Here is a 23,075-nt window from a genome sequence, read left to right as displayed (position 1 = left end):
CGCGGTGACGGGAGGCATGGCACGGATGCGCTACGCAAGGCCGGCATTCGCGGCAGTTCTCACCGGCGCGCTCGTCTTCGGCGCAAAGGCCGTCGCGCAGCAGGACGTGCGGACCACCGCGGTCGCCGAATTCATCGACGAGAGCGTCCGCCCCTGGCTGGACGAGCCGGCGATCCTCAATGCCATCATCGCCCAGAATGCCGCCCATGCCGGGCTCAGCCAGGCGGAGATCGACGATCTCGACGCCCGCTGGCGCAGCGAGCTCTCACGCGCCGACCGCCCGATGATCGAGGCGCAGCTCTCCAATCCCCTCTCGCTCTATCTCAAGGGCCGCCAGCGCGCGGCGGAAGGCCTCATCACCGAAATCTTCGTGATGGACAACCGCGGCCTGAATGTCGGCCAGAGCGACATCACCTCCGACTACTGGCAGGGCGACGAGGCGAAGTGGCAGAAGAGCTTCCGCACCGGCCATCTTCACATCGATGAGCCGGACCGGGACGACTCCACCCAGCTCATGCAGTCCCAGGCGAGCCTGCCGATCCGCGATCCGGCGACCGGCACCGTCATCGGCGCCATCACCGTCGGGGTCAATCTCGACGCGCTTTGACGTTACGGAAGGGAATCACTTTATCCACGGATCACAACTCCGCCCGGATGGCTATTCCCTGAAGTCGTGGGATGGAAAAGACCCTCTAAATTTACCTGTAATTTTTCTCGCTTTTCCACAGTCGCGTGCAGCGCCGCCTATGCTTTTGCCCCGAACCCGCTGATTTTTCAGGCGTCCGGCATCGTCCCCGTTTTCCACAGCCGGCAGGCACAAGATGTAGCGTTCAAACTTCCTTCATAAACCAGCCCTTGACGGGAATCGGCCAGATGAGGTTAATGAAATCCAAGTTGCGGCGGCGACTGGACCGTAGTGTTACGAGGTCGGTTCTCATCATGAAATCGCGTATCATGCGCATGTGGCCGGGTGGATGATCCGCTCGCTGCACGGGTTTTTTCGCGCTCGTTTTCCTGAGACGCCAACGCAGCCGACTGGGCTGGAAAAAAGAACCTGTTGATACTATATTTAGTATTTGCAGCCATACTCAGCACAAGATACAGGAGGCCGAGATCGATCGGCTTTCCCGCACGGACTGGACGATTTGGGCTGGCTGCAAGCAGTTGCGGCCGGACGGGGATAATTTGCGCCCTGTTTTGAGGCAGGATGCGGCAGCGAAGGACAACGGACAATGCGCATAGAACGTCGTTTCACCAAACCTGGCCAGTCGGCCTATGCGGAGATCGAATTCCGCAAGGCCACCAGCGAAATCAAGAACCCGGATGGTTCCATCGTCTTCCGCCTCGCGGATATCGACGTGCCGGCCCAGTTCTCCCAGGTCGCCGCCGATATCCTCGCGCAGAAATACTTCCGCAAGGCGGGCGTGCCTGCGCGCCTGAAGAAGGTCGAGGAAAACGACGTTCCCTCGTTCCTGTGGCGCTCCGTGCCGGATACCGAAGCCTTGAAGGCGCTCCCCGAGGGTGAGCGCTTCGGCTCGGAAACCGACGCGCGCCAGGTTTTTGACCGTCTCGCCGGCACCTGGACCTACTGGGGCTGGAAGGGCAAGTATTTCGCTTCCGAAGAAGACGCTGCCGCCTTCAAGGACGAACTCGCCTATATGCTCGCCACGCAGCGCGTCGCCCCGAACTCGCCGCAGTGGTTCAACACCGGCCTGCACTGGGCCTATGGCATCGACGGACCCGGCCAGGGCCATTTCTATGTCGACCCCTTCACGGGCAAGCTCGTCAAGTCCAAGTCCGCCTACGAGCATCCCCAGCCGCATGCCTGCTTCATCCAGTCGGTCGAGGACGACCTCGTCAACGAAAACGGCATCATGGACCTGTGGGTGCGTGAAGCCCGCCTGTTCAAGTACGGCTCGGGCACCGGCTCCAACTTCTCCCATCTGCGCGGCGAAGGCGAAAAGCTGTCGGGCGGCGGCCGCTCCTCCGGCCTGATGAGCTTCCTGAAGATCGGCGACCGTGCGGCGGGCGCCATCAAGTCCGGCGGCACGACGCGCCGTGCGGCCAAGATGGTCGTGGTCGATATCGACCACCCGGATATCGAGGCCTACATCAACTGGAAGGTCAAGGAAGAGCAGAAGGTGGCGGCCCTCGTCACCGGCTCCAAGATCGTCGCCGGCCACCTCAAGGCCATCATGAAGGCCTGCGTCAACTGCTCGGCCGAGGGCGACCGTTGCTACGACCCGGCGGAAAACCCGGCCCTCAAGCGCGAAATCCGCGCTGCCAAGAAGAGCCAGGTTCCGGAAAACTACATCAAGCGCGTCATCCAGTTCGCCAAGCAGGGCTACAAGGACCTCGAGTTCAAGACCTACGATACGGACTGGGATTCGGAAGCCTACCTCACCGTCTCCGGCCAGAACTCCAACAACTCGGTTTCGCTGAAGGACGACTTCCTGCGCGCCGTGGAGAATGACGGCGACTGGAACCTCACCGCCCGCAAGGACGGCAAGGTCATGAAGACGCTGAAGGCCCGCGACCTCTGGGAGCAGATCTCCTACGCCGCCTGGGCATCGGCCGATCCGGGCCTGCACTTCAACACGACGATGAACGACTGGCACACCTCGCCGGCCGCGGGCCCGATCCGCGCCTCGAACCCGTGCTCGGAATACATGTTCCTCGACGACACCGCCTGCAACCTCGCCTCACTGAACCTGCTTCAGTTCAAGGATGCGGCCACCAAGAACATCAACATCGCCGACTACGAACACGCCGTCCGCCTCTGGACCATCGTGCTCGAAGTCTCGGTCATGATGGCGCAGTTTCCCTCGCGCCAGATCGCCGAGCGCTCCTACGAGTACCGCACGCTCGGCCTCGGCTACGCCAATATCGGCGGCCTCCTGATGTCCTCGGGCATTCCGTACGATTCGACGGAAGGCCGCGCCATTGCCGGTGCGCTGACCGCCATCATGACGGGCGTCTCCTATGCGACCTCCGCCGAAATGGCGAGCGAGCTCGGCCCGTTCCCGAACTTCGAGCCGAACCGCGACAACATGCTGCGCGTCATGCGCAACCACCGTCGTGCCGCCTATGGCGAAACCACCGGCTATGAGGCCCTCTCGGTCAACCCGGTCGCCCTCATTCATGGCGAGTGCCCGGACCAGACCCTGATCGTCCACGCCAAGGCTGCCTGGGACAAGGCCGTCGACCTCGGCGAAAAGCACGGCTACCGCAACGCCCAGACGACCGTCATCGCGCCGACCGGCACGATCGGCCTCGTCATGGACTGCGACACGACCGGCATCGAGCCCGACTTCGCGCTGGTGAAATTCAAGAAGCTCGCCGGCGGCGGTTACTTCAAGATCATCAACCGCGCCGTTCCGGAAGCGCTGCGCACGCTCGGCTATTCGGAAAGCCAGATCGCCGAGATCGAGGCCTATGCGGTCGGCCATGGCAACTTCAATCAGGCGCCCGCCGTCAACCCCGGCTCTCTGAAGGCCAAGGGTTTTCCGGATGACAAGATCGAAGCCGTCAATGCCGGCCTGAAGTCCGCCTTCGACATCAAGTTCGCCTTCAACCAGTGGACGCTCGGCGCCGACTTCCTGAAGGACGTGCTGAAGGTCTCGGACGAGCAGCTTTCCGACATGTCCTTCAACCTCCTGGAGCATATCGGCTTCTCGAAGAAGGACATCGAAGCCGCCAACATCCACGTTTGCGGTGCGATGACCCTCGAAGGCGCACCCTTCCTCAAGAAGGAGCACCTGCCGGTCTTCGATTGCGCCAATCCCTGCGGCAAGATCGGCAAACGCTACCTCTCGGTCGAAAGCCACATCCGCATGATGGCGGCCGCCCAGCCGTTCATCTCGGGCGCCATCTCCAAGACGATCAACATGCCGAACGAGGCGACCGTCGAGGATTGCAAAAACGCCTACATGCTGTCCTGGAAGCTCGCGCTGAAGGCCAACGCCCTCTACCGCGACGGTTCCAAGCTCTCCCAGCCGCTCAACGCCTCGCTGATCGAGGACGAGAACGACGAGGACGATGCAGTGGAAGCCCTGGTCGCCGCTCCGGCGGCTGCCCAGGCTGTCACGGTCACGGAAAAGATCGTCGAGAAGATCATCGAACGCGTCGTGCGCGACCGGGAAAAACTGCCGAACCGTCGCCAAGGCTACACCCAGAAGGCCGTCGTCGGCGGACACAAGGTCTATCTGCGCACCGGCGAATTCGGCGATGGCCGCCTCGGCGAGATCTTCATCGATATGCACAAGGAAGGCGCCGCCTTCCGTGCGATGATGAACAATTTTGCCATCGCCATCTCGCTGGGTCTCCAGTATGGCGTGCCGCTCGAGGAATATGTGGAGGCCTTCACCTTCACCAAGTTCGAGCCGGCCGGCATGGTCCAGGGCAACGACGCGATCAAGAACGCGACGTCGATCCTCGACTACGTCTTCCGCGAACTCGCCGTTTCCTATCTCGGCCGTCACGACCTCGCGCATGTCGACCAGTCGGACTTCTCGAACACGGCGCTCGGCAAGGGCATCCAGGAAGGCAAGACCAACCCGTTCTCGACCGGCTGGACGCGCGGCCACAAGCCGACGCTGATCCAGGGCGGCCAGGGCGGCGAGCGCCAGCTCTCCGAGCCGAAGGGCGCGGCCACCGCCGCCCCCGCCAAGGCGTCTTCCGGCAGCAACGTCACCTCGTTCGCCGGCAATGCCGCCCGCAAGATCGAGCCGACGACGGCGATCTCCACCCACGAAATCGTCGCCTTCAAGCGCGATTACGAGGAGCGCGCGACTGAGCTTGCGGAAGAAATCGCAGAAGAGGTCGCGGATGAAGGCGCCCAGAGCGTCACCGCCCTCTTCTCCGACAAGGCCGCCGCCGAAGCCGCCAGCGCCAAGGCCGATGCCAAGAAGCTGGAAAACGAACGCCGCATGCGCTCCATCGCGCAGGGCTACACCGGCAACATGTGCTCGGAGTGCCAGAACTTCACGATGGTGCGCAACGGCACCTGCGAGAAGTGCGACACCTGCGGCGCGACAAGCGGCTGCAGCTAAGGCTGCCGGCACAGGCCAATAACGAAACACGGTACCCCGGCAGTTTGCCGGGGTATTTTTTTGCCCGACCTTCGCAGAAAACCCGCCCCCGCATTTTCCCCGCCTCCTTCATTCGTGCCTACAATCCCCGATCCCGCCACGGATACACCGCGAGGCGTCGTGGCGAGGCGGGGTCGGCGCTTTTGGCGAGGGACGGACGTAGGCCGTCGCCCAAGGGGCCTGCGGAAAATGGTCTCCCTCCGGCGACACGGGGGAAGCGGCGGGCGTCGGACCGAGCCTTCCGCTTCATGCCCCGAACGGCGCGCCGGGCGTGCCTGTGCGGCACACAAGGGGGCCGGTCTGGCGGATGCGTCGGCATCGTCCGCCGGGATGAGACCGCCCGGAAGGCAAAACCTTCCGTCCGCCATCGCCATGGCGCGCGATGGCGGATGACAGAACGGAAACAGCCTCCTTCCGGAAACCGACGAGCACCATCCACCATCCCGGCCTTTGCAGAGGGACCGGAGTTGCGGGCAAAAACCGCTGAACGGGGCGCTGAAAGGCGCCATACACATACTTTCAGATGCGGCACCTTCCAGCGCCCCGTCCGAAACACCAGGCAAAACCCGGCTCCCATGCGCGGGAATGCCGACGTGCGTTTTCGCGCGAGCGCTGGCCGCCGACGCAAACTTTTCCGCGCCTGTACGCGCCGCCTTCCACGATATCATTGCCGTCACGGGATGCGCAGGGTACATGCAATCCTCCCGTTACGGGAATCGACCTGACCCGAATCCCGTGATGCAGAAGGAACAGTCGATGCCGATAGCACCGCGCCGTGGGCCGATTGCCCTGACGTACCGCGTGCTCGTCCTGCCGGGCGTCATTGCCTATCTCTTCGCCGTCAGCATCGTCGTGCTGGCCGCCGACCGGTTCTGGCTCGTCGATCTCCTCACCTTCGCCTGGCCCTATATCATCGCCGCCGGCAGCCTGCTTGTCGTTGCGGCGCTGGTGACGCGCCGTATGAAGGCGATCGTGATCGCCGGGGTCGGCCTTGCGGTGGCGCTGATCCCCGCCGCCGACGTGCCGACCGCCCGCACCTCTGCCGCCACCGGCGGCCTGAAGGTGCTGACCGCCAATCTCTTCGTGGAGAACGAAGAGGATCCGGCCGTCTTCATCGCACTGCTGCGCGCGGAAAAGCCCGATATCGTCGTTCTGGAAGAGACGACCGCGCGCTGGGAGCAGGCCCTGTCCGCGGCCGGCCTCTATCCCTACGAAAGCAGCTCGGATGCGCGCGAGCGCGATGCCATCAAGGTCTTCTCCAGCCTGCCGATCCGCGCGGAGACCGAGCTGAAACGTGCCTTTACCGAGGAGCGCGCCTACAAGCAGCCGCTGCGAATGGAACTGGACATGCGCGGCAAGCCGCTCTTCCTCTATGCCTTCCATCCCGAAACACCGCGCCGGCTCTGGCAGTGGCGCGATCGCAATGCCTATCTTTCGGCCGCTGCCGATGCGGTGCGCGGCGATCTCGAAAGAGCGCCGGTCATCGTCGCTGGCGACTGGAACACGCCGACCTGGTCGCCCTTCTTCCGCACCTTCCTCAAGCAGGCCGGCCTTGCCTCCACCGCGGGCGGCTGGCTGCAGCCCGCCACGCGGTTCAGCCAGAGAATCGAGACGGTCGCCTATATCGGGGCGTCGATCGACCATATCGCCGTCTCCCCGGATATCTCGGTGCGGGCGCGCCGCGTCGGCCCTAACTTCGGGTCCAACCACCTGCCCGTCATCGCCGAACTGGCGCTACCGGAAAACTGACCCCTCGCCCGGGTGGAAAAACACCCTATCTTAGGCGCAGGCCACTTTGAGGGAGACCAACCATGCCGACGGAAAAGGACAGTCCCAGAGCATCGCTCGAGGAAGAGCGCGCCCGGCAGAAGCGGAAGACGGCCGAAGCCGAGCAGGACGACTATCTGGAAGAGGCGCTGGAAGAGACCTTTCCCGCCAGCGATCCCATCGCTCCGGGCGACGCAAGGGACCACGCCAAGTGAACGGCGTGGCGTCCATGCCCCGCCCCGACCAGGAAGACCCGAACAGCAATGAGCACACCCTTTCTCTTCACGGGCCCGGAAGACGCTGCTGTTACCCTGCTTCTTGCCCATGGCAGCGGCGCGCCGATGGATTCGGCGGCAATGAATGCGGCAGCCGATGCCCTCGCCGCCGAGGGCCTGCGCGTCGCGCGCTTCGAATTTTCCTACATGGCGGCGCGCCGCAGCCAGGGCAGCCGCCGGCCGCCACCGAAGGCAGAAACGCTGAACCCGGAATTTCGCGCCGCCGTCGCCGATCTGGCGGCAAAGGGACGGCTGGTCATCGGCGGCAAATCGATGGGCGGACGCATCGCCAGCATGGTGGCGGATGATCTTTTCGCCGGGGGCCGAATCGCCGGCCTCGTTTGCCTCGGTTATCCGTTCCACCCGCCGGAAAAACCTGCGCAACTGCGCACGGCGCATCTGATGACGCTGGCAACGCCGGCGCTGATCTGCCAGGGCACGCGCGATCCCTTCGGCACCCGGGACGAGGTTGCCGCCTACGATCTTCCGGAGCGCATCCGCCTTTTCTGGCTGGAGGACGGCGACCACGACCTGAAGCCGCGCAAGAGCGTTTCCGGCTTTTCCGCCGCCGACCACCTCGCCACCATGGCGAAGACCGTGAAGGCCTTCACGGAGACGCTGGCATAGGTCCTGTTCCGCATGGAACAGCGCGCAGAACCGTCCCATGCGAAGGTTCGGTCACTGGATGGAACGAACCATCCCAACCGAACCAGAAGGGACACCGATATGCGCAACCTCCTCCTCGCCGCCGCCATCGCCTTTACCGCCGTCGCAAGCTTCGCAGCTCCGTCGCAGGCCGGTTACTACGGCTACGACTACCAGCCGACCTGCTTCATCAAGAAGATCAAGACCTACGACTACTACGGCAACCTGATCATCAAACGCGTCCGCGTCTGCCACTAGCCGGCGCCCCCGATCTGGGGTCGATCGATGTGCGGCCGCCGCTGGCAGACGGCCTCACGGACGCGAAGAAGCCCGGATGCGTTCCCATGCATCCGGGCTTCTCGTCTTCGATTATTCGCCGTTCACCTGCCCGGCCCAGCTTTGCGTGTTACTCTGACCGTCGAGGAAAGGCAGGGCCGTGCTGACGAGTGCGGGTGCTGCAAAGATCTCGTAATGCGTCAGCCCCGGCAGGATGGCGAGACGGTTCTTTGACATGTGCTCCCGCATCCAGCCCGCATCCTTCAGCCCGCCGCCGAGTTTCTGGTAGAATTCGACGATGTGTTCCGGGCGGATCATGTCGCTGTCGCCGAAGACCAGCATGACGGGCACGGCGAGCTTGGCCACCGCATCCGATGCGTCGTAGTCCACCCGCATCGCCGCCCCCATGGCATCGAGCAGTTTCGGGAACGCGGAAACATCGGGCGCAACGGCGGCATAGGACTTGTACATCGGCGTCTCCTTCATCATCTCGGCCATGACCCCGGACACCGCCGCCTGCTGCGGCAGCATTTCCGGGAAGAAGCCGTTCCTGGCGAAGGGTGCGGAGGCGATGACGAGACGGCGCACTCTGTCCGGCGCGACGGCGGCCATGTGCAGCGCGACGCCGCCGCCAAAGGAATAGCCGAGCACATCGACCTTGTCGTAGCCGAGCTTTTCGACAAGCTCGGCCATGTCGGCGCCGATGGCAGGAAGATCGATCGGCCGCGTGCCGAGCGGCGTGCGGCCATGGCCCTGCAGATCGACGCCGATCACCTGGCGCTTCTCCTGCAGCGTCTTGAGGTTGGCGCCGAACATCTCGATCTGACCGAGGCCGCCATGCAGCAGGAGCAGCGGCTCGCCCTCGCCGCGGATCTCGTAATAGTAGTCGATGCCGTTCACGGTCAGGTGGCCGGCCTTGTCCGGTTTGCCGGCTTCGCCCTGCAGCGGGTTTTCGGATAGCGTCTCCGCCTGCGCCGCAAGGGGGGCGAAGGCGGCAAGGGCGGCGGTCAGAAGGGTGATGATGGTCATCTTCGGCATGTCTGTCTCCTCGGGTTCCCGCCGGCGGCCCCGCCGGCGTCATGCACCAAGGACGCGGCGGGATGCTTCACCCCGACAGCACAAAAAAAATTTCGGAAGATGCCTGAGAGGATGATTCAAGTGCCTGCCGGATTGAATCCGCTTTCGGCGTCAACGATTTGAAAAAGCTTCTTTATTTTTGGAAGAGGTACCGGGTTGCCGCGGAAGGGAACGTTAACCCGGGCATGCAAACATTAGCGCCAAACCAGATACACCCGGGCAGACCATGGCACACAGCTTCTCCTACACGCACTACGATCTCGACATGCAGCGTGCCGGGACGGTGATCGAGATCACGCTTTCGGCCATCGCCAATGTGCGACTGATGAGCCACGGCAATTTCGACCTGTTCAAGAATGCCCGCCAGCACAAGTTCCTGGGTGGCGTCGCCAAGCAGTCCCCGGTCCGGCTGAAAATTCCGGACAACGGCCACTGGCATGTGGTGGTCGACATGGAGGGGCATCCCGGCAAGGCCGAATCGTCGATCAAGGTCGTGCCGGCCGCACCGCAAAAGCCCGTGCAGCGCTTCAGCGCCGCCTCCTGACGGGCGCTGCGGTCGTCAGCCCCGCTCCCGGCGCAACTTCGCCCACCATTCCAGCCGCTTCTTCAGCTCGCGTTCGAAGCCGCGCTCGGGCGGGTCGTAGAAGGTTTTCCGGCCCATCTTCTCCGGGAAATAGTCCTGCCCGGAAAAGGCATCCGGTTCATCGTGATCGTAGCGATAGCCATCGCCATACCCTTCGCCCTTCATCAGCTTGGTGGGCGCGTTGAGGATGTGTTTGGGCGGCAGCAGCGAGCCGTTCTCCTTTGCCGCACGCATCGCCGATTTGTAGGCGACATAGACCGCATTCGATTTCGGCGCGGTGGCGAGGTAGATACAGGCCTGCGCCAGCGCCAGCTCTCCCTCCGGCGAGCCGAGGAAATCATAGGCATCCTTGGCGGCATTGCAGACGGCGAGTGCCTGCGGATCGGCAAGGCCGATATCCTCCACCGCCATGCGCACCATGCGGCGGCACAGGAACAATGGATCTTCGCCGGCATCCAGCATGCGGGTCAGATAATAGAGCGCCGCATCCGGATCAGAACCACGCACCGCCTTATGCAGCGCGGAGATGAGATTGTAGTGGCCGTCCTGCGACTTGTCATAGACCGGGGCGCGGCGCTGGACGATACGGAAGAGATCGTCCTGCCCGAAGGTCTCGCCGGAACGCGCGGCGCGCCATACCTCCTCGGCAAGCGTCAGCACCGCCCGCCCGTCGCCGTCGGCCATGCGCAGCAGCGAGGCACGCGCTTCCCCGTCGAGTGGCAGCGGCTTCTCCTCGACCACCTCGGCGCGCTTCAGCAGCTCTTCGAGGCTCTCCTCGTCATGCGGCTTGAAGGTGAGCACGCGGGCGCGGGAGAGAAGCGCGGCGTTGAGTTCGAAGGACGGATTCTCCGTCGTCGCGCCGACGAGCACGATCGTGCCGTCCTCCATGACCGGCAGGAAGCTGTCCTGCTGGGCACGGTTGAAGCGATGGATCTCGTCAACGAAGAGCAGGGTCTGGCGCCCGCCCATACGGCGTTGCCGGGCGGATTCGAAAACCTTCTTGAGATCGGCGACGCCGGAGAAGATGGCGGAGATCTGCTCGAAGGCGAGACCGGTCTCGCCGGAAAGCAGCCGCGCCACCGTCGTCTTGCCGGTGCCGGGCGGCCCCCAGAAGATCATCGAGCCGAGCGAGCCGGCCTCGATCATGCGCGACAGCACGCCGTCGGGCCCCGTCAGATGGTCCTGCCCGGAGACTTCGCCCAGCGTGCGGGGACGCAGCCGATCGGCCAGCGGCCGTTTTGCCGCCATCTCCTCGGGTTCACGCGGGGCGAAGAGGTCGCTCATCGGAAGAACTGGCGGATGCGCTGGCCGTCACGCTCGATCTCGACGCGCCAGATGGACGGGTCCTCGGTGACGAGCGAGGCGAGGATTTCGGTGGAGCCGACTTCGGTGCCGTTGAGCGCAATGATGATGTCGCGCGGCTGGAGACCGATGCGCGCTGCCGGCGAGCCGCGATTGACCTCGGTAACGACGACGCCCGTCGTGGTCCGGTTGGTCGGCATGCGCAGGTCTTCGGCCACGCGCGGCGAAAGGTTGGCGACGATCGCGCCGGAGAAGGGGTTGCGCCCCTCGATCAGCCGCTCGTCGCGCGGCGTCGTCTCGGGCGCACGGTCGAGCGAGAGCGTCAGCTCCTCCTCCTTGCCATTGGCGACGACCGTGATGCGCGCCGTGCCGCCAATGCCGACCGTGGTGAGGCGATAGCCGAGGGCGTCGGGATGTTCGACGGGAACACCATTGACGGCGGTGACGACCTGCCCCGGCTTCATGCCCGCCTTCTCCGCCGGGCTGCCGGCCTGCACCTGCGAAACCAGCGCACCACGGGCACGATCGAGGCCAAGCGCCTCGGCCACCTCGGAGGTCACGGGATCGAAGGTGGCCCCGATGAAGGGGCGGTCGAAGGTGGCGCTGCCGTTTTCGGCACTGGCGATGAAGGTCTTCACCAGGTTGGCCGGAATGGCGAAACCGACGCCGTTCGAGCCGCCGCCGCGCGAGAAGATCGCGGTGTTGATGCCGATCAGCTCGCCGTTCATGTTGATGAGGCCGCCGCCGGAATTGCCGGGATTGATCGAAGCGTCCGTCTGGATGAAGAAGCCGAAATCGCCGGAACGGACCTGGTTGCGGGCGAGCGCCGAGACGATGCCGCTCGTCACCGTCTGGCCGACGCCGAACGGATTGCCTATGGCAAGCACCAGGTCGCCGACCTGCACCGCGTCGCTGTCGCCGAGCGGCAGCGCGGTGAAATCCACATCCGCCTTGATCTTCAGGACGGCAAGGTCGACGCGCTCGTCCTTCAGCACCACGGTGCTCTCATATTCACGGCCGTCCGCGAGCGCGATCTTGATATCGCTCGCCCCCTCGATGACATGGTTGTTCGTCACGACGATGCCCTTGGCCCCGACGATGACGCCCGACCCGAGCGAGGATTGCTTTTCGCTGCGATTCGGCATGCGCTGGCCGAAGAATTCCTCGAAGAAGGGATCGCCGTCGAAGATCGAGCGGCGCTCGACGACGCGCTCGGCGTAGACATTGACCACCGCGTTTTCGACCTGCTTGACCAGCGGCGCGAAGGAGAGCTGCATTTCCGTGCGCGATTGCGGCACGGCGCGCTCCTCGGCCCTTGCGGGCGCCGCAAGGGCGAGAGCAAAGGCAAGCGGGGCGGCAAGCAGGATGCGGACGTTCGGCATGGACGAGTCTCCTTCGTTTCTGCGTCACGATCAGATAGGATTTCGCGGGAAAAAAGGCAAACCGCGTGGCGGCGCGTCGATCGCGGCGATCTCACGCAGCGCGCACGAAAATGTGGTCACTGCAAATCTTTCGCCGCCGTTGAAACAACACGGACCGCGTTTACGTAGGTACCAGGGAAAACAACGCAACAGATCGAGCCCCGCCATGTCTCTCTACCGCCCGCCCCGCATCCCCGCGTCGCAGATCACGCCGGAACACTGTTTCCTCGGGCGCCGCTCGTTTCTGGCGGCGGCGGGCGGAGCGCTCCTGGCATCCGGCGCCCCCGCTTTCGCGGAAGCGCTGAAGGCGTCGAAGTCGCCCTATGCGGTGGACGAGGCGCTGACGCCCGAAAAGGATGTGACCAGCTACAACAACTTCTATGAGTTCGGCTTGGGCAAGGGCGACCCGCTCGCCAACTCGGAAAAGTTCAAACCGACGCCCTGGACGGTGAAGGTCGACGGGCTCGTCGGCAAGCCGAAGGAATTCGGGTTGGAAGAGCTGCTTTCCCTGCCGCTGGAAGATCGGGTCTACCGCATGCGCTGCGTGGAGGCATGGTCGATGGTCATTCCCTGGGTCGGCTTTCCGCTCTCCGCGCTGCTCGACAAGGTGGAGCCGCTTGGCGACGCAAAATACGTCGCCTTCGAAACAATCGTCCGGCCGGAGGAAATGCCCGGCCAATCCGGCTATTTCCAGTCGCTGCCCTGGCCCTATGTCGAGGGGTTGAGACTGGACGAGGCACGCCACCCGCTGGCGATCCTCTCCGTCGGCGTCTACGGCAAGACGTTGCCGAATCAGAACGGCGCGCCGATCCGCCTCGTCGTGCCGTGGAAGTACGGCTTCAAGGGCATCAAGTCGATCGTCAAGATCACGCTCACCGACAAGCAGCCGCCCTCCACCTGGAACCTCGCCGCGCCGAGTGAATATGGCTTCTATGCCAATGTGAACCCGGAGGTCGATCATCCACGCTGGAGCCAGGCAAGCGAAAACCGCATCGGCGAAGGCGGCTTCTTCGGCGCCAACCGGCGGCCGACCCTGCCCTTCAACGGCTATGCCGAGGAGGTTTCCGGTCTTTACAGCGGTATGGATCTCAGGGCGAACTACTGATGGCGAGCCTGCCCACCCTGCCCCGCAAATACCACGCGGCCTCGATCTGGCTGCTGTACGCCGTCGGTCTCATGCCGGCGGCCTGGGGCTTCTGGCTCGGCGCAACGGGGCGCCTGCCCGGCAATCCGGTCAAGGAATTCGAGCACCTGCTCGGCCTCTGGGCGCTGCGCTTCTTCATCGCCACGCTCGCCATCACGCCTATCCGCGATCTCTTCGCCATCAATTGGGTGCGCTACCGCCGGGCGCTCGGGCTCCTGGCGTTCTGGTACGTGCTGATGCACTTCCTCACCTACATGCTGCTCGACCAGTATCTGAATTTCCCGGCGATCCTCGTCGACATCGCCAAGCGGCCCTTCATCACCATCGGCATGGCCGCCTTCGTGCTGCTCATTCCACTGGCGTTGACGTCCAACAACTGGTCAATCCGTCGGCTCGGCATGCGCTGGGTGAAGCTGCACAGGCTGGTCTATGTCATCGCCGCCGCCGGTGCGCTGCATTTCGCCATGTCGGTGAAGGTCGTGGGGCTGGAGCCCTGGACCTATATCGGACTTGTGGCGCTGCTTCTCCTCTATCGGCTGGTGCGGCCGATGATCCGCGGCGGCAGAGGCGGAAAGGCACGCGCCTCCGCATTTCGCGGGCAGGAGCGCTCGGCTTGAGGCTTGCCGTGTGACATTGCCTTAGGACGCGCGCCCCGGGCCGCTCGCCTCGTCCCTGATCACGAAGAGCTTCGGTCCAGCCTGCTGCGGGACATCCGCCGGACTGCTGACGACGCGGTTCCGGCCATTGCTCTTGGCAAGATAGAGCAAGCGGTCGGCGCGGCTGATCGCATCATGGATCGTATGATCGCCGGCAGCCGTGACCGCAACGCCAAAACTCGCGGTGATCGAGCGGTCGATACCGATACGGCCGAGATCGCGCTCCGACAAGGCCAGACGCACCGTGTTTGCAAGCATATGGGCGTCTTGCAGGCGGCAGTTCGGCAGATGGGCGATGAACTCCTCTCCGCCGAAGCGGGCGACCGCCACGCCCGGCCAGGCGAGCGCGCGCAGGAGGTCGGCCACCTCGCGGATCGCCTCGTCCCCGGCTGCGTGTCCGAACCGGTCGTTGATCGACTTGAACCAGTCGATATCGGCGACGACGATGGCGGCCTCGTTTTTGCCCGCGTGCCCGTTTGCGCCAAGAAGCTGCTCGAAGCCGCGACGGTTGAGGAGACCGGTCAACGGATCCTCCTCCGACGCCTTGCGGTACCGCTCGACGATCCGCAACGCCACCGAGGCAAGCGCCGTCAGAGCCAGAAGCAATGCGCCGATCGTCGCCGTGACCTGCATGACGAAGGCGTAGGGCGAGCCGATAAAGGCATCCATGGCAAGACTGCCCGCCATGACGAAGAAAACGATCGTGCGCACCGTCGTCTCAAGCATGACGAAGACAACGGCGCCGAGCAGCGCGCGGTCCACCCATGTGGCCGCCCGGCGCCAGGAGGACAGCAAGGCTGTTGCGAGCAGAAGGCTGCAGGCGATGTCGCTGACGAAGAGTTCGACACGCAGGCTTTGCGCGACGAACACGGCGTAGGCGATGGCGCCGTAGGCGGCGGCGGCAATGCCGAGGCGGAGAACGAGATGACGGGGCGCGTCGAAATGGGTGGTCAGGCCATGGCTGTAGAAGAGGAAGGCGCTGAGGAACGCAGCATCTGCCGTCATCGCGACCATGGGCACGGGCGCGACAGCCTGCAGAAGCGGCGCAAGGAAACCGAGGGCCGCACAGAGATAACCGCCGGCCCAGAACAGGGCGGCGCGGTTGCCGAAACGCGCGACGATGAAAAACGCCACGCCGAACAGGGTAAGAACCACCGGCAGCAGGAATGCGAAATTCTCGGCCATCACTCGAACTCGATTAAACTTCGCGAAAAGTTTAGAGCCGAGGGCTGAAGACAATGCCTAGGGACATGGTTTCCGGAACCTTGCAGGCAGCATTTGCGCAAAGAAAAAGCCGGGCGCTTTCGCGTCCGGCTTCAAGACGTCCGGTGAGGACGCTTTTTCGATCAGGCGGCTTCGGCAGCGTCTGCTTCAGCAGCAACGCGAGCCTTGTCGGCTGCGCCCTTGGCGTCGACGTCGCGGTCAACGAACTCGATGACGGCAAGCGGGGCGTTGTCGCCATGACGGTAGCCGGCCTTCATGATGCGCAGGTAGCCACCGTTACGGCTGGCGTAGCGCGTTGCGATCGCGTCGAACAGCTTCGAAACGACGGCGACGTCGCGGATCTGCGAGATCGCCTGACGGCGAGCGTGCAGGTCGCCGCGCTTGCCGAGGGTGACGAGCTTCTCGACGATCGGGCGAATTTCCTTCGCCTTCGGCAGAGTGGTGACGATCTGCTCATGCTGGATGAGCGAAGCAGCCATGTTGGCGAACATCGCCTTGCGGTGGCTGGCGGTACGGTTGAGTTTGCGACCGGAATTCTGGTGGCGCATCTCTATTCTCCTTCACATGCAGGCAGTTGCCTGCCGTTTGATGGTGTTAATACTGGTCTTCGTAGCGCTTGGCGAGATCTTCGATGTTCTCGGGCGGCCATGCCGGCACTTCCATGCCGAGGTGCAGGCCCATGGAAGCGAGAACTTCCTTGATTTCGTTCAGCGACTTGCGACCAAAATTCGGAGTACGAAGCATTTCGGCTTCGGTCTTCTGAATGAGATCGCCGATATAGACGATGTTGTCGTTCTTCAGGCAGTTCGCCGAACGGACGGAAAGTTCCAGTTCGTCGACCTTCTTGAGGAGTGCCGGGTTGAACGCCAGTTCGGTGACCGATTCCTCTTCGGCTTCCTTCTGCGGCTCGTCGAAATTGACGAAGACCGAGAGCTGGTCCTGGAGGATGCGGGCCGCAAACGCGATCGCATCTTCGCCCGTGACGGAACCATCGGTCTCGATGGTCATCGTCAGCTTGTCGTAGTCGAGAACCTGGCCTTCACGGGTGTTTTCCACCTTGTAGGACACTTTCTTGACCGGCGAATAAAGGCTGTCGACCGGGATGAGGCCGATCGGCGCGTCTTCGGAACGGTTGCGGTCGGCCGGGACATAACCCTTGCCGTTGTTGACCGTGAACTCCATGCGGATTTCCGCGCCCTCGTCGAGGGTGCAGATGACATGGTTCGGGTTCAGGATCTCGATGTCGCCGACCGTCTGGATGTCACCAGCCGTCACGACGCCCGGACCCTGCTTGCGCACGACCATACGCTTGGAATCGTCGCCATCCATCTTGATGGCGATTTCCTTGATGTTCAGCACGATATCGGTCACGTCTTCCCGGACGCCCGGGATCGACGAGAACTCGTGCAGCACGCCGTCGATCTGCACGGCGGTAACAGCCGCACCGCGCAGCGACGACAGGAGAACGCGACGCAGCGCGTTGCCGAGCGTCAGGCCGAAGCCACGCTCCAGCGGCTCGGCAACAAGGCTTGCCTTGGTGCGGCCGGAGGAGGAGAACTCCACCTTGTTCGGCTTGATCAGTTCCTGCCAGTTTTTCTGGATCATATGTTTTGCCTTCCGTTCGCCGCCACCATCCAATCGTGGCGGCCGAGCCCTGAAGATCCACGGAAGCCGTCACCCGGCTTCCGCGGCAATTCGAATGCGGTGATCAGACGCGACGCTTCTTGCGCGGGCGGCAACCGTTGTGCGGGATCGGGGTCACGTCGCGGATGGACGTGATCATGAAGCCGGCAGCCTGGAGGGCGCGCAGAGCCGATTCGCGGCCGGAACCCGGACCGCAGACTTCGACTTCCAGCGACTTCATGCCGTGTTCCTGGGCCTTCTTGGCGCAGTCTTCAGCAGCGATCTGGGCGGCAAACGGGGTCGACTTGCGCGAACCCTTGAAGCCCTTTGCACCGGCCGACGACCAGGCAATGGCGTTGCCCTGTGCGTCGGTGATGGTGATCATCGTGTTGTTGAACGAAGAATTGACGTGAGCAACACCCGAGGTGATGTTCTTGCGTTCGCGACGGCGGACGCGTGCGGCTTCCTTGGCCATGGATAGTCCTTTCGTTGATCTCGACACCGCCGTAGTTCCAGCGGCTCCACCGGGCCGGGTCGAAACCCTTGGCCCTGAATAAAATTTGCACCCGGCCCGAAGGCATCGCGTGCGGCGATATCGTCACTGCCGTAATACCAGCAGCTCCACCGACCGGGGCCTCGACCTCAATGAAAAGCAAGGTCCCGCTCGAAACTCAAAAGAGGCCGGCGCGAAGCGCCAGCCTCCCACTCCCCGTTTCCGGGAAATTACTTCTTCTTGCCTGCGATGGCCTTTGCCGGGCCCTTGCGGGTGCGGGCATTGGTGTGCGTGCGCTGACCGCGGACCGGAAGGCCACGACGGTGACGCAGACCGCGGTAGCAACCGAGGTCCATGAGGCGCTTGATGTTCATCGAGGTTTCGCGACGCAGGTCACCTTCGACCTGGTAGTCACGGTCGATGGCTTCGCGGATCTGCAGGATTTCTGCGTCCGTCAGCTGGTGTACGCGACGATCGGACGGAATACCGACCTTCTCGATGATTTCCTGTGCAAACTTCGGGCCGATCCCGTGGATATAGGTCAGCGCGATGACTACGCGCTTCGCGGTCGGGATGTTGACGCCAGCGATACGTGCCACGCCTGTTCTCCTTGCTTCCAGTTGCCATCCGGCAAGTGGTTTTCTTCATTCGATACGACCGGGAAGGCCGCTGTTCAATTGAGGTTCGGGACATGTCGAAAACGACCGCACCCGGACTTCGTTCTTGTGAAATCCGCGCCGATCGCAATGGTATGTCGCGAGTTGGCGCTGTCATAAGGGGAATCGGCCGAAAAAGTCAACTCCCGGCCGGTCCTTTTTCGCCTGATCTCAGGCGTTCTCCAGGATTCCGGCGATCTCCGCCGTCACCTTGTCGACATTGGCCATGCCGTCGACCGTCTGGAGCTTGCCGGTCGACGCGTAGTAGGTCGACAGCGGCGCAGTCTTTTCGCGGTATTCCGTCAAGCGGCGCTTGAAGGCTTCCGGATTGTCGTCGGAACGGACCGTGCCGCCCGCGGCGATCGTCTCGGCCACGCGATTCTCCATGCGCTTGACCAGCGCATCCTCGTCGACCTTCAGCTCGATCACGGCGTCGAGCGAGAGGCCCTTGCCGGCGAGAATCTGGTCGAGAGCCTCAGCCTGCGGAACCGTGCGCGGATAGCCATCAAGGATGAAGCCCTTGGCACAGTCGGCCGAATCGATTCGGTCGGACACGATCTCGTTGACGATGGCGTCGGAGACGAGCTGGCCGGCATCCATGACGGCCTTGGCGCGCTTGCCGACATCCGTGCCGGCGGCGACAGCCGCCCGCAACATATCACCCGTGGAGAGCTGCGGAATACCGTGCTTCTCCGTCAGAAGCTTGGCCTGTGTCCCCTTGCCAGCGCCCGGCGGTCCCAGAAAAATCAGTCTCATCGTCCCCTCTTACCTCCACGCAGCTTCGACTTCTTGATCAGCCCCTCATACTGCTGAGCAATCAGGTGGCCCTGTATCTGTGCTACAGTATCCAAGGTCACGCTGACAACAATCAAAAGCGACGTACCACCAAGGTAGAATGGGACCCCGGTCTGCGCGATGAGAATTTCGGGAAGGATACAAACGAAGACAAGATAGAGCGCGCCGATGACCGTGATGCGGGTCAGCACGTAATCGATATATTCGGCGGTGCGTTCGCCCGGGCGGATACCCGGAATGAAGCCGCCATGCTTCTTCAGATTGTCGGCCGTGTCCTTCGGATTGAAGACGATGGCCGTGTAGAAGAAGGCGAAGAATGCAATCATGCCCGCATAGAGCAGCATGTAGAGCGGCTGGCCGTGGCCGAGGGCGGCGATGACCGTCGTTGCCCAGGACGGCAGCTCGGACGTGTTCGAGAACCCGGCCAGCGTTGCCGGCAACAGCAGCAGCGAGGAGGCGAAGATCGCCGGAATGACGCCCGCGGTGTTGAGCTTCAGCGGCAGGTGCGAGGTATCGCCCTGGAACATGCGGTTGCCGACCTGTCGCTTCGGATACTGGATCAGAAGCCGGCGCTGGGCACGTTCGACGAAGACGATGAGCGCGATGACGCCGACGGCCATGACCACGACGGCGATAACGACGCCGATCGAGAGCGCACCGGTGCGGCTGAGCTCGAGCGTGCCAGCCAGCGCGCCCGGAAGGGCCGCAACGATACCGGCGAAGATGATCAGCGAAATGCCGTTGCCGATGCCGCGCGAGGTGATCTGTTCACCCAGCCACATCAGGAACATGGTGCCACCGAGCAGCGAGATGACGGTGGAGATGCGGAAGAACCAGCCCGGATCGTTGACGAGCCCTGCCCCGCTCTCAAGGCCAACGGCGATGCCGTAGGCCTGCAGCGTGCCGAGCAGCACCGTGCCGTAGCGCGTGTACTGATTGATGATCTTGCGGCCCTGCTCGCCTTCCTTCTTCAGCTGCTCCAGCGACGGAACGACCGAGGTCATCAGCTGCACGATGATCGAGGCGGAAATATACGGCATGATGCCGAGCGCGAAGATCGCCATGCGCTCGACGGCGCCGCCGGAGAACATGTTGAAGAGGCCGAGAATGCCGCTCGCCTGGCCGCGGAAGGCCTGCGCGAAGGCTTCGGGGTTGAGACCCGGCAACGGGATATAGGTGCCGAGGCGATAGACGAGCAGCGCGCCCAGCGTGAACCAGAGACGCTTCTTCAGATCTTCTGCTTTCGAGAAGGTCGAGAAGTTGAGATTAGAGGCAAGTTGTTCCGCTGCCGAAGCCATGCATTTCTCCGCGAAGCCGATCCGGCGGCGGTAAGCCCGGCCAGGTCCGGATTGGCTGATCCGTTGGCACGTCCCCTCGCCCCTCCTCGGACCGACGGCACATGCTGAAATTCGTCTTGCCCCTCTGCCGGTGCAGCAAAGCGGGCGGATGGAGCCTAAACCGGTTGAAACGCGGATTGTCAAGCAATCCCGGCCTCACCGCACCACATAATTCCTGAGATCGAAAGTGAACTCAGGAATTATGTGGCAGATTCAAAAGACTATCGCGACCTTTGCGCACCTTGAGACGATACGCGGCGCTCCAGCTTCTTTTCGGGCAACGGCGGGGAAGAGAATCCCGGCCATCGTCGTGAGGCTCACATATGGGAGCAAAATCGCCCGGTGTGAAGCACACCGGGCGATAATTTTGTCGAATTATTCGGCGGCTTCCGCAGCGGCCGAGAGCAGCTTGATCGAGCCGCCAGCCTTTTCGATCTTCTCGATCGCCGGCTTGGAGGCACCGGCGACTTCGAAGGCCACCTTGGCCTTGAATTCGCCGTCGGCGAGGATGCGCACGCCGTCCTTTTCGCGGCGGATGACGCCGGCAGCCTTGAGGGCCGCTGCATCAACGGTCGCCTTGGCATCGAGCTTGCCGGCATCGATTGCCTTCTGGATGCGCTCCAGGGAAACGATGACGAAGTCGGATGCGAAGATGTTGTTGAAGCCGCGCTTCGGCAGGCGACGGTAGATGGGCATCTGACCGCCTTCGAAGCCGTTGATGGCGACGCCCGAACGAGCCTTCTGACCCTTGACACCGCGACCACCGGTCTTGCCCTTGCCGGAACCGATACCGCGACCGACGCGCTTGCGGTTCTTCGAAGAGCCTTCGTTGTCCTTGATTTCGTTGAGTTTCATGATCTATCCCCTCACTTCTCTTCGACGACGCGAACGAGGTGCTGGACGGCACGGATCATGCCGCGGACAGACGGAGTGTCTTCCAGCGTGCGAACCCGGTGCATCTTGTTGAGGCCCAGACCGACCAGCGTTGCGCGCTGAACGGCCGGACGGCGGATGGGGCTGCCGATCTGCTCGACAGTCACCGTCTTCTTTGCGGTTTCTTTCTTAGCCATGGCTCAGAGCTCCTTATTCTTCGGAAGCGACGCCGGCGGACGCACGACGGGCCTGCAGCGTGGCATACTTCATGCCGCGCTGTGCCGCGATGTCCTTCGGGTGCATCTGGCTCTTGAGAGCGTCGAACGTCGCACGGATCATGTTGTACGGGTTCGAGGAGCCGGTCGACTTCGCTACGACGTCATGGACGCCAAGCGTTTCGAAAACGGCGCGCATCGGACCACCGGCGATGATACCGGTACCGGCCTTGGCCGAACGAAGCAGAACCTTGCCGGCGCCGTGGCGGCCGTGCACGTCGTGGTGCAGCGTGCGGCCGGAGCGCAGCGGAACGAAGATGAGGTCGCGCTTGGCGGCTTCGGTGGCCTTCCGGATTGCTTCCGGAACTTCACGTGCCTTGCCGTGGCCGAAGCCGACGCGGCCCTTCTGGTCGCCGACGACGACGAGAGCTGCGAAACCGAAACGACGGCCGCCCTTGACGACCTTCGCGACGCGGTTGATCGCGACGAGCTTGTCGACAAACTCGCTGTCGCGCTCTTCGCGGTTCTGGCGGTCATCGCGACCGCGCTTTTCCTGTGCCATTGTCCTTTTCCTTTTTCTTTTCCGGGTGCAATCGGCAGATTGACGAAAGTCGCCTCCATTTCAGCAATGGAAGCGACCGATACCCTGCTGAGGATCGGCGGGGCGCTTGGACGCGCCCGGCCGAATGATCAGAAGTTCAGACCACCTTCACGGGCCGCTTCGGCGAGAGCCTTGATGCGGCCGTGATAGATGAAGGCGCCACGGTCGAAAACGACTTCCTTGACGCCTGCCTTGACGGCGCGCTCAGCAATGAGCTTGCCGACGGCAGCGGCAGCTGCCGTGTCGGCGCCCGTCTTCAAGGACGAGCGCAGATCGGTGTCGAGCGTGGAGGCGGACGCAAGCGTCGTGCCGGCCACGTCGTCGATGACCTGTACGTAGATGTTCTTCGACGAGCGATGAACAGACAGGCGCGGACGGCCATTGGCGACCGCCTTGATGGAACGGCGCACGCGGTTGGCGCGGCGCTGGAGAGCTTCTTTCCTGCTAGCCATTTCGCGTGATCCTTACTTCTTCTTGCCTTCTTTGCGGACAATCCGCTCTTCGGCATACTTGACGCCCTTGCCCTTGTAGGGCTCGGGGCCACGGTATTCGCGGATTTCCGCGGCGACCTGACCGACCTGCTGCTTGTTGATGCCGGAAATGATGATTTCCGTCGGCTTCGGAACAGCGATCGAGATGCCTTCCGGCGTCTGGTAGACGACGTCATGGCTGAAGCCGAGTGCCAACTGCAGGTTCTTGCCCTGCAGCGACGCGCGGTAACCGACGCCGTTGATTTCGAGCTTGCGCTCGTAGCCGTCCTTGACGCCCTTGAAGATGTTCTCGACCATCGTGCGGGACATGCCCCACTTGGAGCGAGCATCCTTGCTATCGTTGACCGGCTGAACGACAACGGCGTTGTCTTCGAGCTTTACCGAAACTTCGTCGTTTGCGACGAAGAACAGTTCGCCCTTCGGGCCCTTTGCGGTGACCTTCTGACCATCGACGGTCGCGGTGACACCAGCGGGAACCTGAACGGGCTTCTTACCGATACGAGACATTGTTTTATCCTGTCTGTTCGTTAT

General features: G+C 63.1%; 24 protein-coding genes. 9 read left to right on the top strand and 15 right to left on the bottom strand.

Annotated features, from left to right (window positions below):
- Positions 1-25: 25 nt before the first annotated feature.
- From AKG11_RS04800 to AKG11_RS34395, 6 genes are all read left to right on the top strand, one after another.
- Positions 26-607: a cache domain-containing protein gene (locus AKG11_RS04800; RefSeq protein WP_023516880.1), complete on the top strand. Its 582-nt coding sequence runs from the start codon at positions 26-28 to the stop codon at positions 605-607.
- 625 nt (positions 608-1,232) lie between these two features.
- Positions 1,233-5,051: a vitamin B12-dependent ribonucleotide reductase gene (locus AKG11_RS04795; RefSeq protein ID WP_050743088.1), complete on the top strand. Its 3,819-nt coding sequence runs from the start codon at positions 1,233-1,235 to the stop codon at positions 5,049-5,051.
- A 795-nt stretch (positions 5,052-5,846) separates the two neighbouring features.
- Entirely contained in the window at positions 5,847-6,839 is a 993-nt protein-coding gene (locus AKG11_RS04790) for an endonuclease/exonuclease/phosphatase family protein (RefSeq protein WP_023513762.1), read from the top strand.
- 62 nt (positions 6,840-6,901) lie between these two features.
- Positions 6,902-7,072 (top strand): hypothetical protein, encoded by a 171-nt coding sequence (locus tag AKG11_RS34400; protein ID WP_023513763.1) that lies wholly within the window; start codon positions 6,902-6,904, stop codon positions 7,070-7,072.
- A 48-nt stretch (positions 7,073-7,120) separates the two neighbouring features.
- Complete coding sequence (locus AKG11_RS04785; protein WP_050743086.1) at positions 7,121-7,759, top strand: alpha/beta hydrolase family protein; 639 nt, start codon at positions 7,121-7,123, stop codon at positions 7,757-7,759.
- 99 nt (positions 7,760-7,858) lie between these two features.
- Entirely contained in the window at positions 7,859-8,035 is a 177-nt protein-coding gene (locus tag AKG11_RS34395; protein ID WP_023513765.1) for a hypothetical protein, read from the top strand.
- Positions 8,036-8,146: 111 nt separating this feature from the next.
- Here AKG11_RS34395 and AKG11_RS04780 read toward each other — a convergent pair whose 3' ends face one another.
- Positions 8,147-9,091: an alpha/beta fold hydrolase gene (locus AKG11_RS04780; RefSeq protein ID WP_050743085.1), complete on the bottom strand. Its 945-nt coding sequence runs from the start codon at positions 9,089-9,091 to the stop codon at positions 8,147-8,149.
- A gap of 265 nt (positions 9,092-9,356) precedes the next feature.
- Between AKG11_RS04780 and AKG11_RS04775 the strand changes: the two genes are divergently transcribed.
- Positions 9,357-9,674, top strand: a complete 318-nt coding sequence (locus tag AKG11_RS04775) for a DUF1883 domain-containing protein (protein ID WP_050743084.1) — start codon at positions 9,357-9,359, stop codon at positions 9,672-9,674.
- Between the two features lie 15 nt (positions 9,675-9,689).
- On the opposite strand, the gene AKG11_RS04770 is transcribed toward AKG11_RS04775, so the two are convergent.
- The gene (locus tag AKG11_RS04770; protein WP_050743083.1) at positions 9,690-10,997 is read right to left on the bottom strand and encodes a replication-associated recombination protein A; all 1,308 of its coding nucleotides are present in this window, start codon (positions 10,995-10,997) and stop codon (positions 9,690-9,692) included.
- Positions 10,994-12,397, bottom strand: a complete 1,404-nt coding sequence (locus AKG11_RS04765; RefSeq protein WP_050743082.1) for a DegQ family serine endoprotease — start codon at positions 12,395-12,397, stop codon at positions 10,994-10,996. Before AKG11_RS04765 ends, AKG11_RS04770 begins: the two co-directional genes overlap by 4 nt.
- A 205-nt stretch (positions 12,398-12,602) precedes the next feature.
- Here AKG11_RS04765 and msrP point away from each other — a divergent pair, with 205 nt between their 5' ends.
- Positions 12,603-13,541, top strand: a complete 939-nt coding sequence (gene msrP, locus AKG11_RS04760) for a protein-methionine-sulfoxide reductase catalytic subunit MsrP (RefSeq protein ID WP_024270449.1) — start codon at positions 12,603-12,605, stop codon at positions 13,539-13,541.
- Positions 13,541-14,197: a protein-methionine-sulfoxide reductase heme-binding subunit MsrQ gene (msrQ, locus tag AKG11_RS04755; RefSeq protein WP_050743081.1), complete on the top strand. Its 657-nt coding sequence runs from the start codon at positions 13,541-13,543 to the stop codon at positions 14,195-14,197. The genes msrP and msrQ overlap by 1 nt, the downstream gene beginning before the upstream one ends.
- A gap of 21 nt (positions 14,198-14,218) precedes the next feature.
- Here the strand turns inward: msrQ and AKG11_RS04750 are convergent, their stop codons facing one another.
- The 12 genes from AKG11_RS04750 to rplF all read right to left on the bottom strand — a co-directional run bounded on the left by AKG11_RS04750 (position 14,219) and on the right by rplF (position 23,051).
- Entirely contained in the window at positions 14,219-15,421 is a 1,203-nt protein-coding gene (locus tag AKG11_RS04750; RefSeq protein ID WP_050743080.1) for a GGDEF domain-containing protein, read from the bottom strand.
- Positions 15,422-15,582: 161 nt separating this feature from the next.
- Positions 15,583-16,008 carry a 50S ribosomal protein L17 gene (gene rplQ, locus AKG11_RS04745; protein WP_023517174.1) on the bottom strand — a complete coding sequence of 142 codons (426 nt, stop codon included), beginning with the start codon at positions 16,006-16,008 and terminating at the stop codon, positions 15,583-15,585.
- 46 nt (positions 16,009-16,054) lie between these two features.
- On the bottom strand, positions 16,055-17,065 hold the full coding sequence (locus AKG11_RS04740) for a DNA-directed RNA polymerase subunit alpha (RefSeq protein WP_024270448.1): 1,011 nt from the start codon (positions 17,063-17,065) through the stop codon (positions 16,055-16,057).
- Positions 17,066-17,168: 103 nt separating this feature from the next.
- A complete protein-coding gene (gene rpsK / locus AKG11_RS04735; RefSeq protein ID WP_023513823.1) occupies positions 17,169-17,558 on the bottom strand; it encodes a 30S ribosomal protein S11 in 390 nt (129 codons plus the stop codon).
- A 248-nt stretch (positions 17,559-17,806) separates the two neighbouring features.
- Entirely contained in the window at positions 17,807-18,175 is a 369-nt protein-coding gene (rpsM, locus tag AKG11_RS04730) for a 30S ribosomal protein S13 (protein WP_024270447.1), read from the bottom strand.
- 228 nt (positions 18,176-18,403) lie between these two features.
- The gene (locus AKG11_RS04725) at positions 18,404-18,988 is read right to left on the bottom strand and encodes an adenylate kinase (RefSeq protein ID WP_024270446.1); all 585 of its coding nucleotides are present in this window, start codon (positions 18,986-18,988) and stop codon (positions 18,404-18,406) included.
- Entirely contained in the window at positions 18,985-20,325 is a 1,341-nt protein-coding gene (gene secY / locus AKG11_RS04720; RefSeq protein WP_024270445.1) for a preprotein translocase subunit SecY, read from the bottom strand. Before secY ends, AKG11_RS04725 begins: the two co-directional genes overlap by 4 nt.
- 414 nt (positions 20,326-20,739) lie before the next feature.
- Positions 20,740-21,219, bottom strand: a complete 480-nt coding sequence (rplO, locus tag AKG11_RS04715; protein ID WP_023515496.1) for a 50S ribosomal protein L15 — start codon at positions 21,217-21,219, stop codon at positions 20,740-20,742.
- Positions 21,220-21,230: 11 nt separating this feature from the next.
- Positions 21,231-21,434: a 50S ribosomal protein L30 gene (gene rpmD, locus AKG11_RS04710; protein WP_023515495.1), complete on the bottom strand. Its 204-nt coding sequence runs from the start codon at positions 21,432-21,434 to the stop codon at positions 21,231-21,233.
- Positions 21,435-21,447: 13 nt separating this feature from the next.
- Positions 21,448-22,014 (bottom strand): 30S ribosomal protein S5, encoded by a 567-nt coding sequence (rpsE, locus tag AKG11_RS04705; protein WP_023515494.1) that lies wholly within the window; start codon positions 22,012-22,014, stop codon positions 21,448-21,450.
- Positions 22,015-22,142: 128 nt separating this feature from the next.
- Positions 22,143-22,505 (bottom strand): 50S ribosomal protein L18, encoded by a 363-nt coding sequence (gene rplR, locus AKG11_RS04700; RefSeq protein WP_023515493.1) that lies wholly within the window; start codon positions 22,503-22,505, stop codon positions 22,143-22,145.
- Between the two features lie 12 nt (positions 22,506-22,517).
- Positions 22,518-23,051 (bottom strand): 50S ribosomal protein L6, encoded by a 534-nt coding sequence (rplF, locus tag AKG11_RS04695; RefSeq protein WP_024270444.1) that lies wholly within the window; start codon positions 23,049-23,051, stop codon positions 22,518-22,520.
- Between the last annotated feature and the right edge of the window lie 24 nt (positions 23,052-23,075).

It is taken from the genome of Shinella sp. SUS2, from assembly GCF_001262505.1.
GTDB lineage: Bacteria > Pseudomonadota > Alphaproteobacteria > Rhizobiales > Rhizobiaceae > Shinella.
Note: the sequence above shows the minus strand (reverse complement) of the source record. Positions and strands in the feature narration are given on the sequence as shown.

Excerpts from the sequence above, each read along its gene's own strand:
- AKG11_RS04750 (WP_050743080.1), bottom strand. The coding sequence starts at position 15,421 with ATGGCCGAGAATTTCGCATTCCTGCTGCCGGTGGTTCTTACCCTGTTC.
- AKG11_RS34395 (WP_023513765.1), top strand. The coding sequence starts at position 7,859 with ATGCGCAACCTCCTCCTCGCCGCCGCCATCGCCTTTACCGCCGTCGCA.
- AKG11_RS04785 (WP_050743086.1), top strand. The coding sequence starts at position 7,121 with ATGAGCACACCCTTTCTCTTCACGGGCCCGGAAGACGCTGCTGTTACC.
- AKG11_RS34400 (WP_023513763.1), top strand. The coding sequence starts at position 6,902 with ATGCCGACGGAAAAGGACAGTCCCAGAGCATCGCTCGAGGAAGAGCGC.
- AKG11_RS04740 (WP_024270448.1), bottom strand. The coding sequence starts at position 17,065 with ATGATCCAGAAAAACTGGCAGGAACTGATCAAGCCGAACAAGGTGGAG.
- rplQ (WP_023517174.1), bottom strand. The coding sequence starts at position 16,008 with ATGCGCCACCAGAATTCCGGTCGCAAACTCAACCGTACCGCCAGCCAC.
- AKG11_RS04800 (WP_023516880.1), top strand. The coding sequence starts at position 26 with ATGCGCTACGCAAGGCCGGCATTCGCGGCAGTTCTCACCGGCGCGCTC.
- secY (WP_024270445.1), bottom strand. The coding sequence starts at position 20,325 with ATGGCTTCGGCAGCGGAACAACTTGCCTCTAATCTCAACTTCTCGACC.
- msrQ (WP_050743081.1), top strand. The coding sequence starts at position 13,541 with ATGGCGAGCCTGCCCACCCTGCCCCGCAAATACCACGCGGCCTCGATC.
- rplR (WP_023515493.1), bottom strand. The coding sequence starts at position 22,505 with ATGGCTAGCAGGAAAGAAGCTCTCCAGCGCCGCGCCAACCGCGTGCGC.
- rpmD (WP_023515495.1), bottom strand. The coding sequence starts at position 21,434 with ATGGCTAAGAAAGAAACCGCAAAGAAGACGGTGACTGTCGAGCAGATC.
- AKG11_RS04790 (WP_023513762.1), top strand. The coding sequence starts at position 5,847 with ATGCCGATAGCACCGCGCCGTGGGCCGATTGCCCTGACGTACCGCGTG.
- AKG11_RS04795 (WP_050743088.1), top strand. The coding sequence starts at position 1,233 with ATGCGCATAGAACGTCGTTTCACCAAACCTGGCCAGTCGGCCTATGCG.
- AKG11_RS04725 (WP_024270446.1), bottom strand. The coding sequence starts at position 18,988 with ATGAGACTGATTTTTCTGGGACCGCCGGGCGCTGGCAAGGGGACACAG.
- rpsK (WP_023513823.1), bottom strand. The coding sequence starts at position 17,558 with ATGGCCAAGGAAGCCGCACGCGTCCGCCGTCGCGAACGCAAGAACATC.
- rplF (WP_024270444.1), bottom strand. The coding sequence starts at position 23,051 with ATGTCTCGTATCGGTAAGAAGCCCGTTCAGGTTCCCGCTGGTGTCACC.
- AKG11_RS04780 (WP_050743085.1), bottom strand. The coding sequence starts at position 9,091 with ATGCCGAAGATGACCATCATCACCCTTCTGACCGCCGCCCTTGCCGCC.
- AKG11_RS04770 (WP_050743083.1), bottom strand. The coding sequence starts at position 10,997 with ATGAGCGACCTCTTCGCCCCGCGTGAACCCGAGGAGATGGCGGCAAAA.
- AKG11_RS04775 (WP_050743084.1), top strand. The coding sequence starts at position 9,357 with ATGGCACACAGCTTCTCCTACACGCACTACGATCTCGACATGCAGCGT.
- rpsE (WP_023515494.1), bottom strand. The coding sequence starts at position 22,014 with ATGGCACAGGAAAAGCGCGGTCGCGATGACCGCCAGAACCGCGAAGAG.
- rplO (WP_023515496.1), bottom strand. The coding sequence starts at position 21,219 with ATGAAACTCAACGAAATCAAGGACAACGAAGGCTCTTCGAAGAACCGC.
- msrP (WP_024270449.1), top strand. The coding sequence starts at position 12,603 with ATGTCTCTCTACCGCCCGCCCCGCATCCCCGCGTCGCAGATCACGCCG.
- AKG11_RS04765 (WP_050743082.1), bottom strand. The coding sequence starts at position 12,397 with ATGCCGAACGTCCGCATCCTGCTTGCCGCCCCGCTTGCCTTTGCTCTC.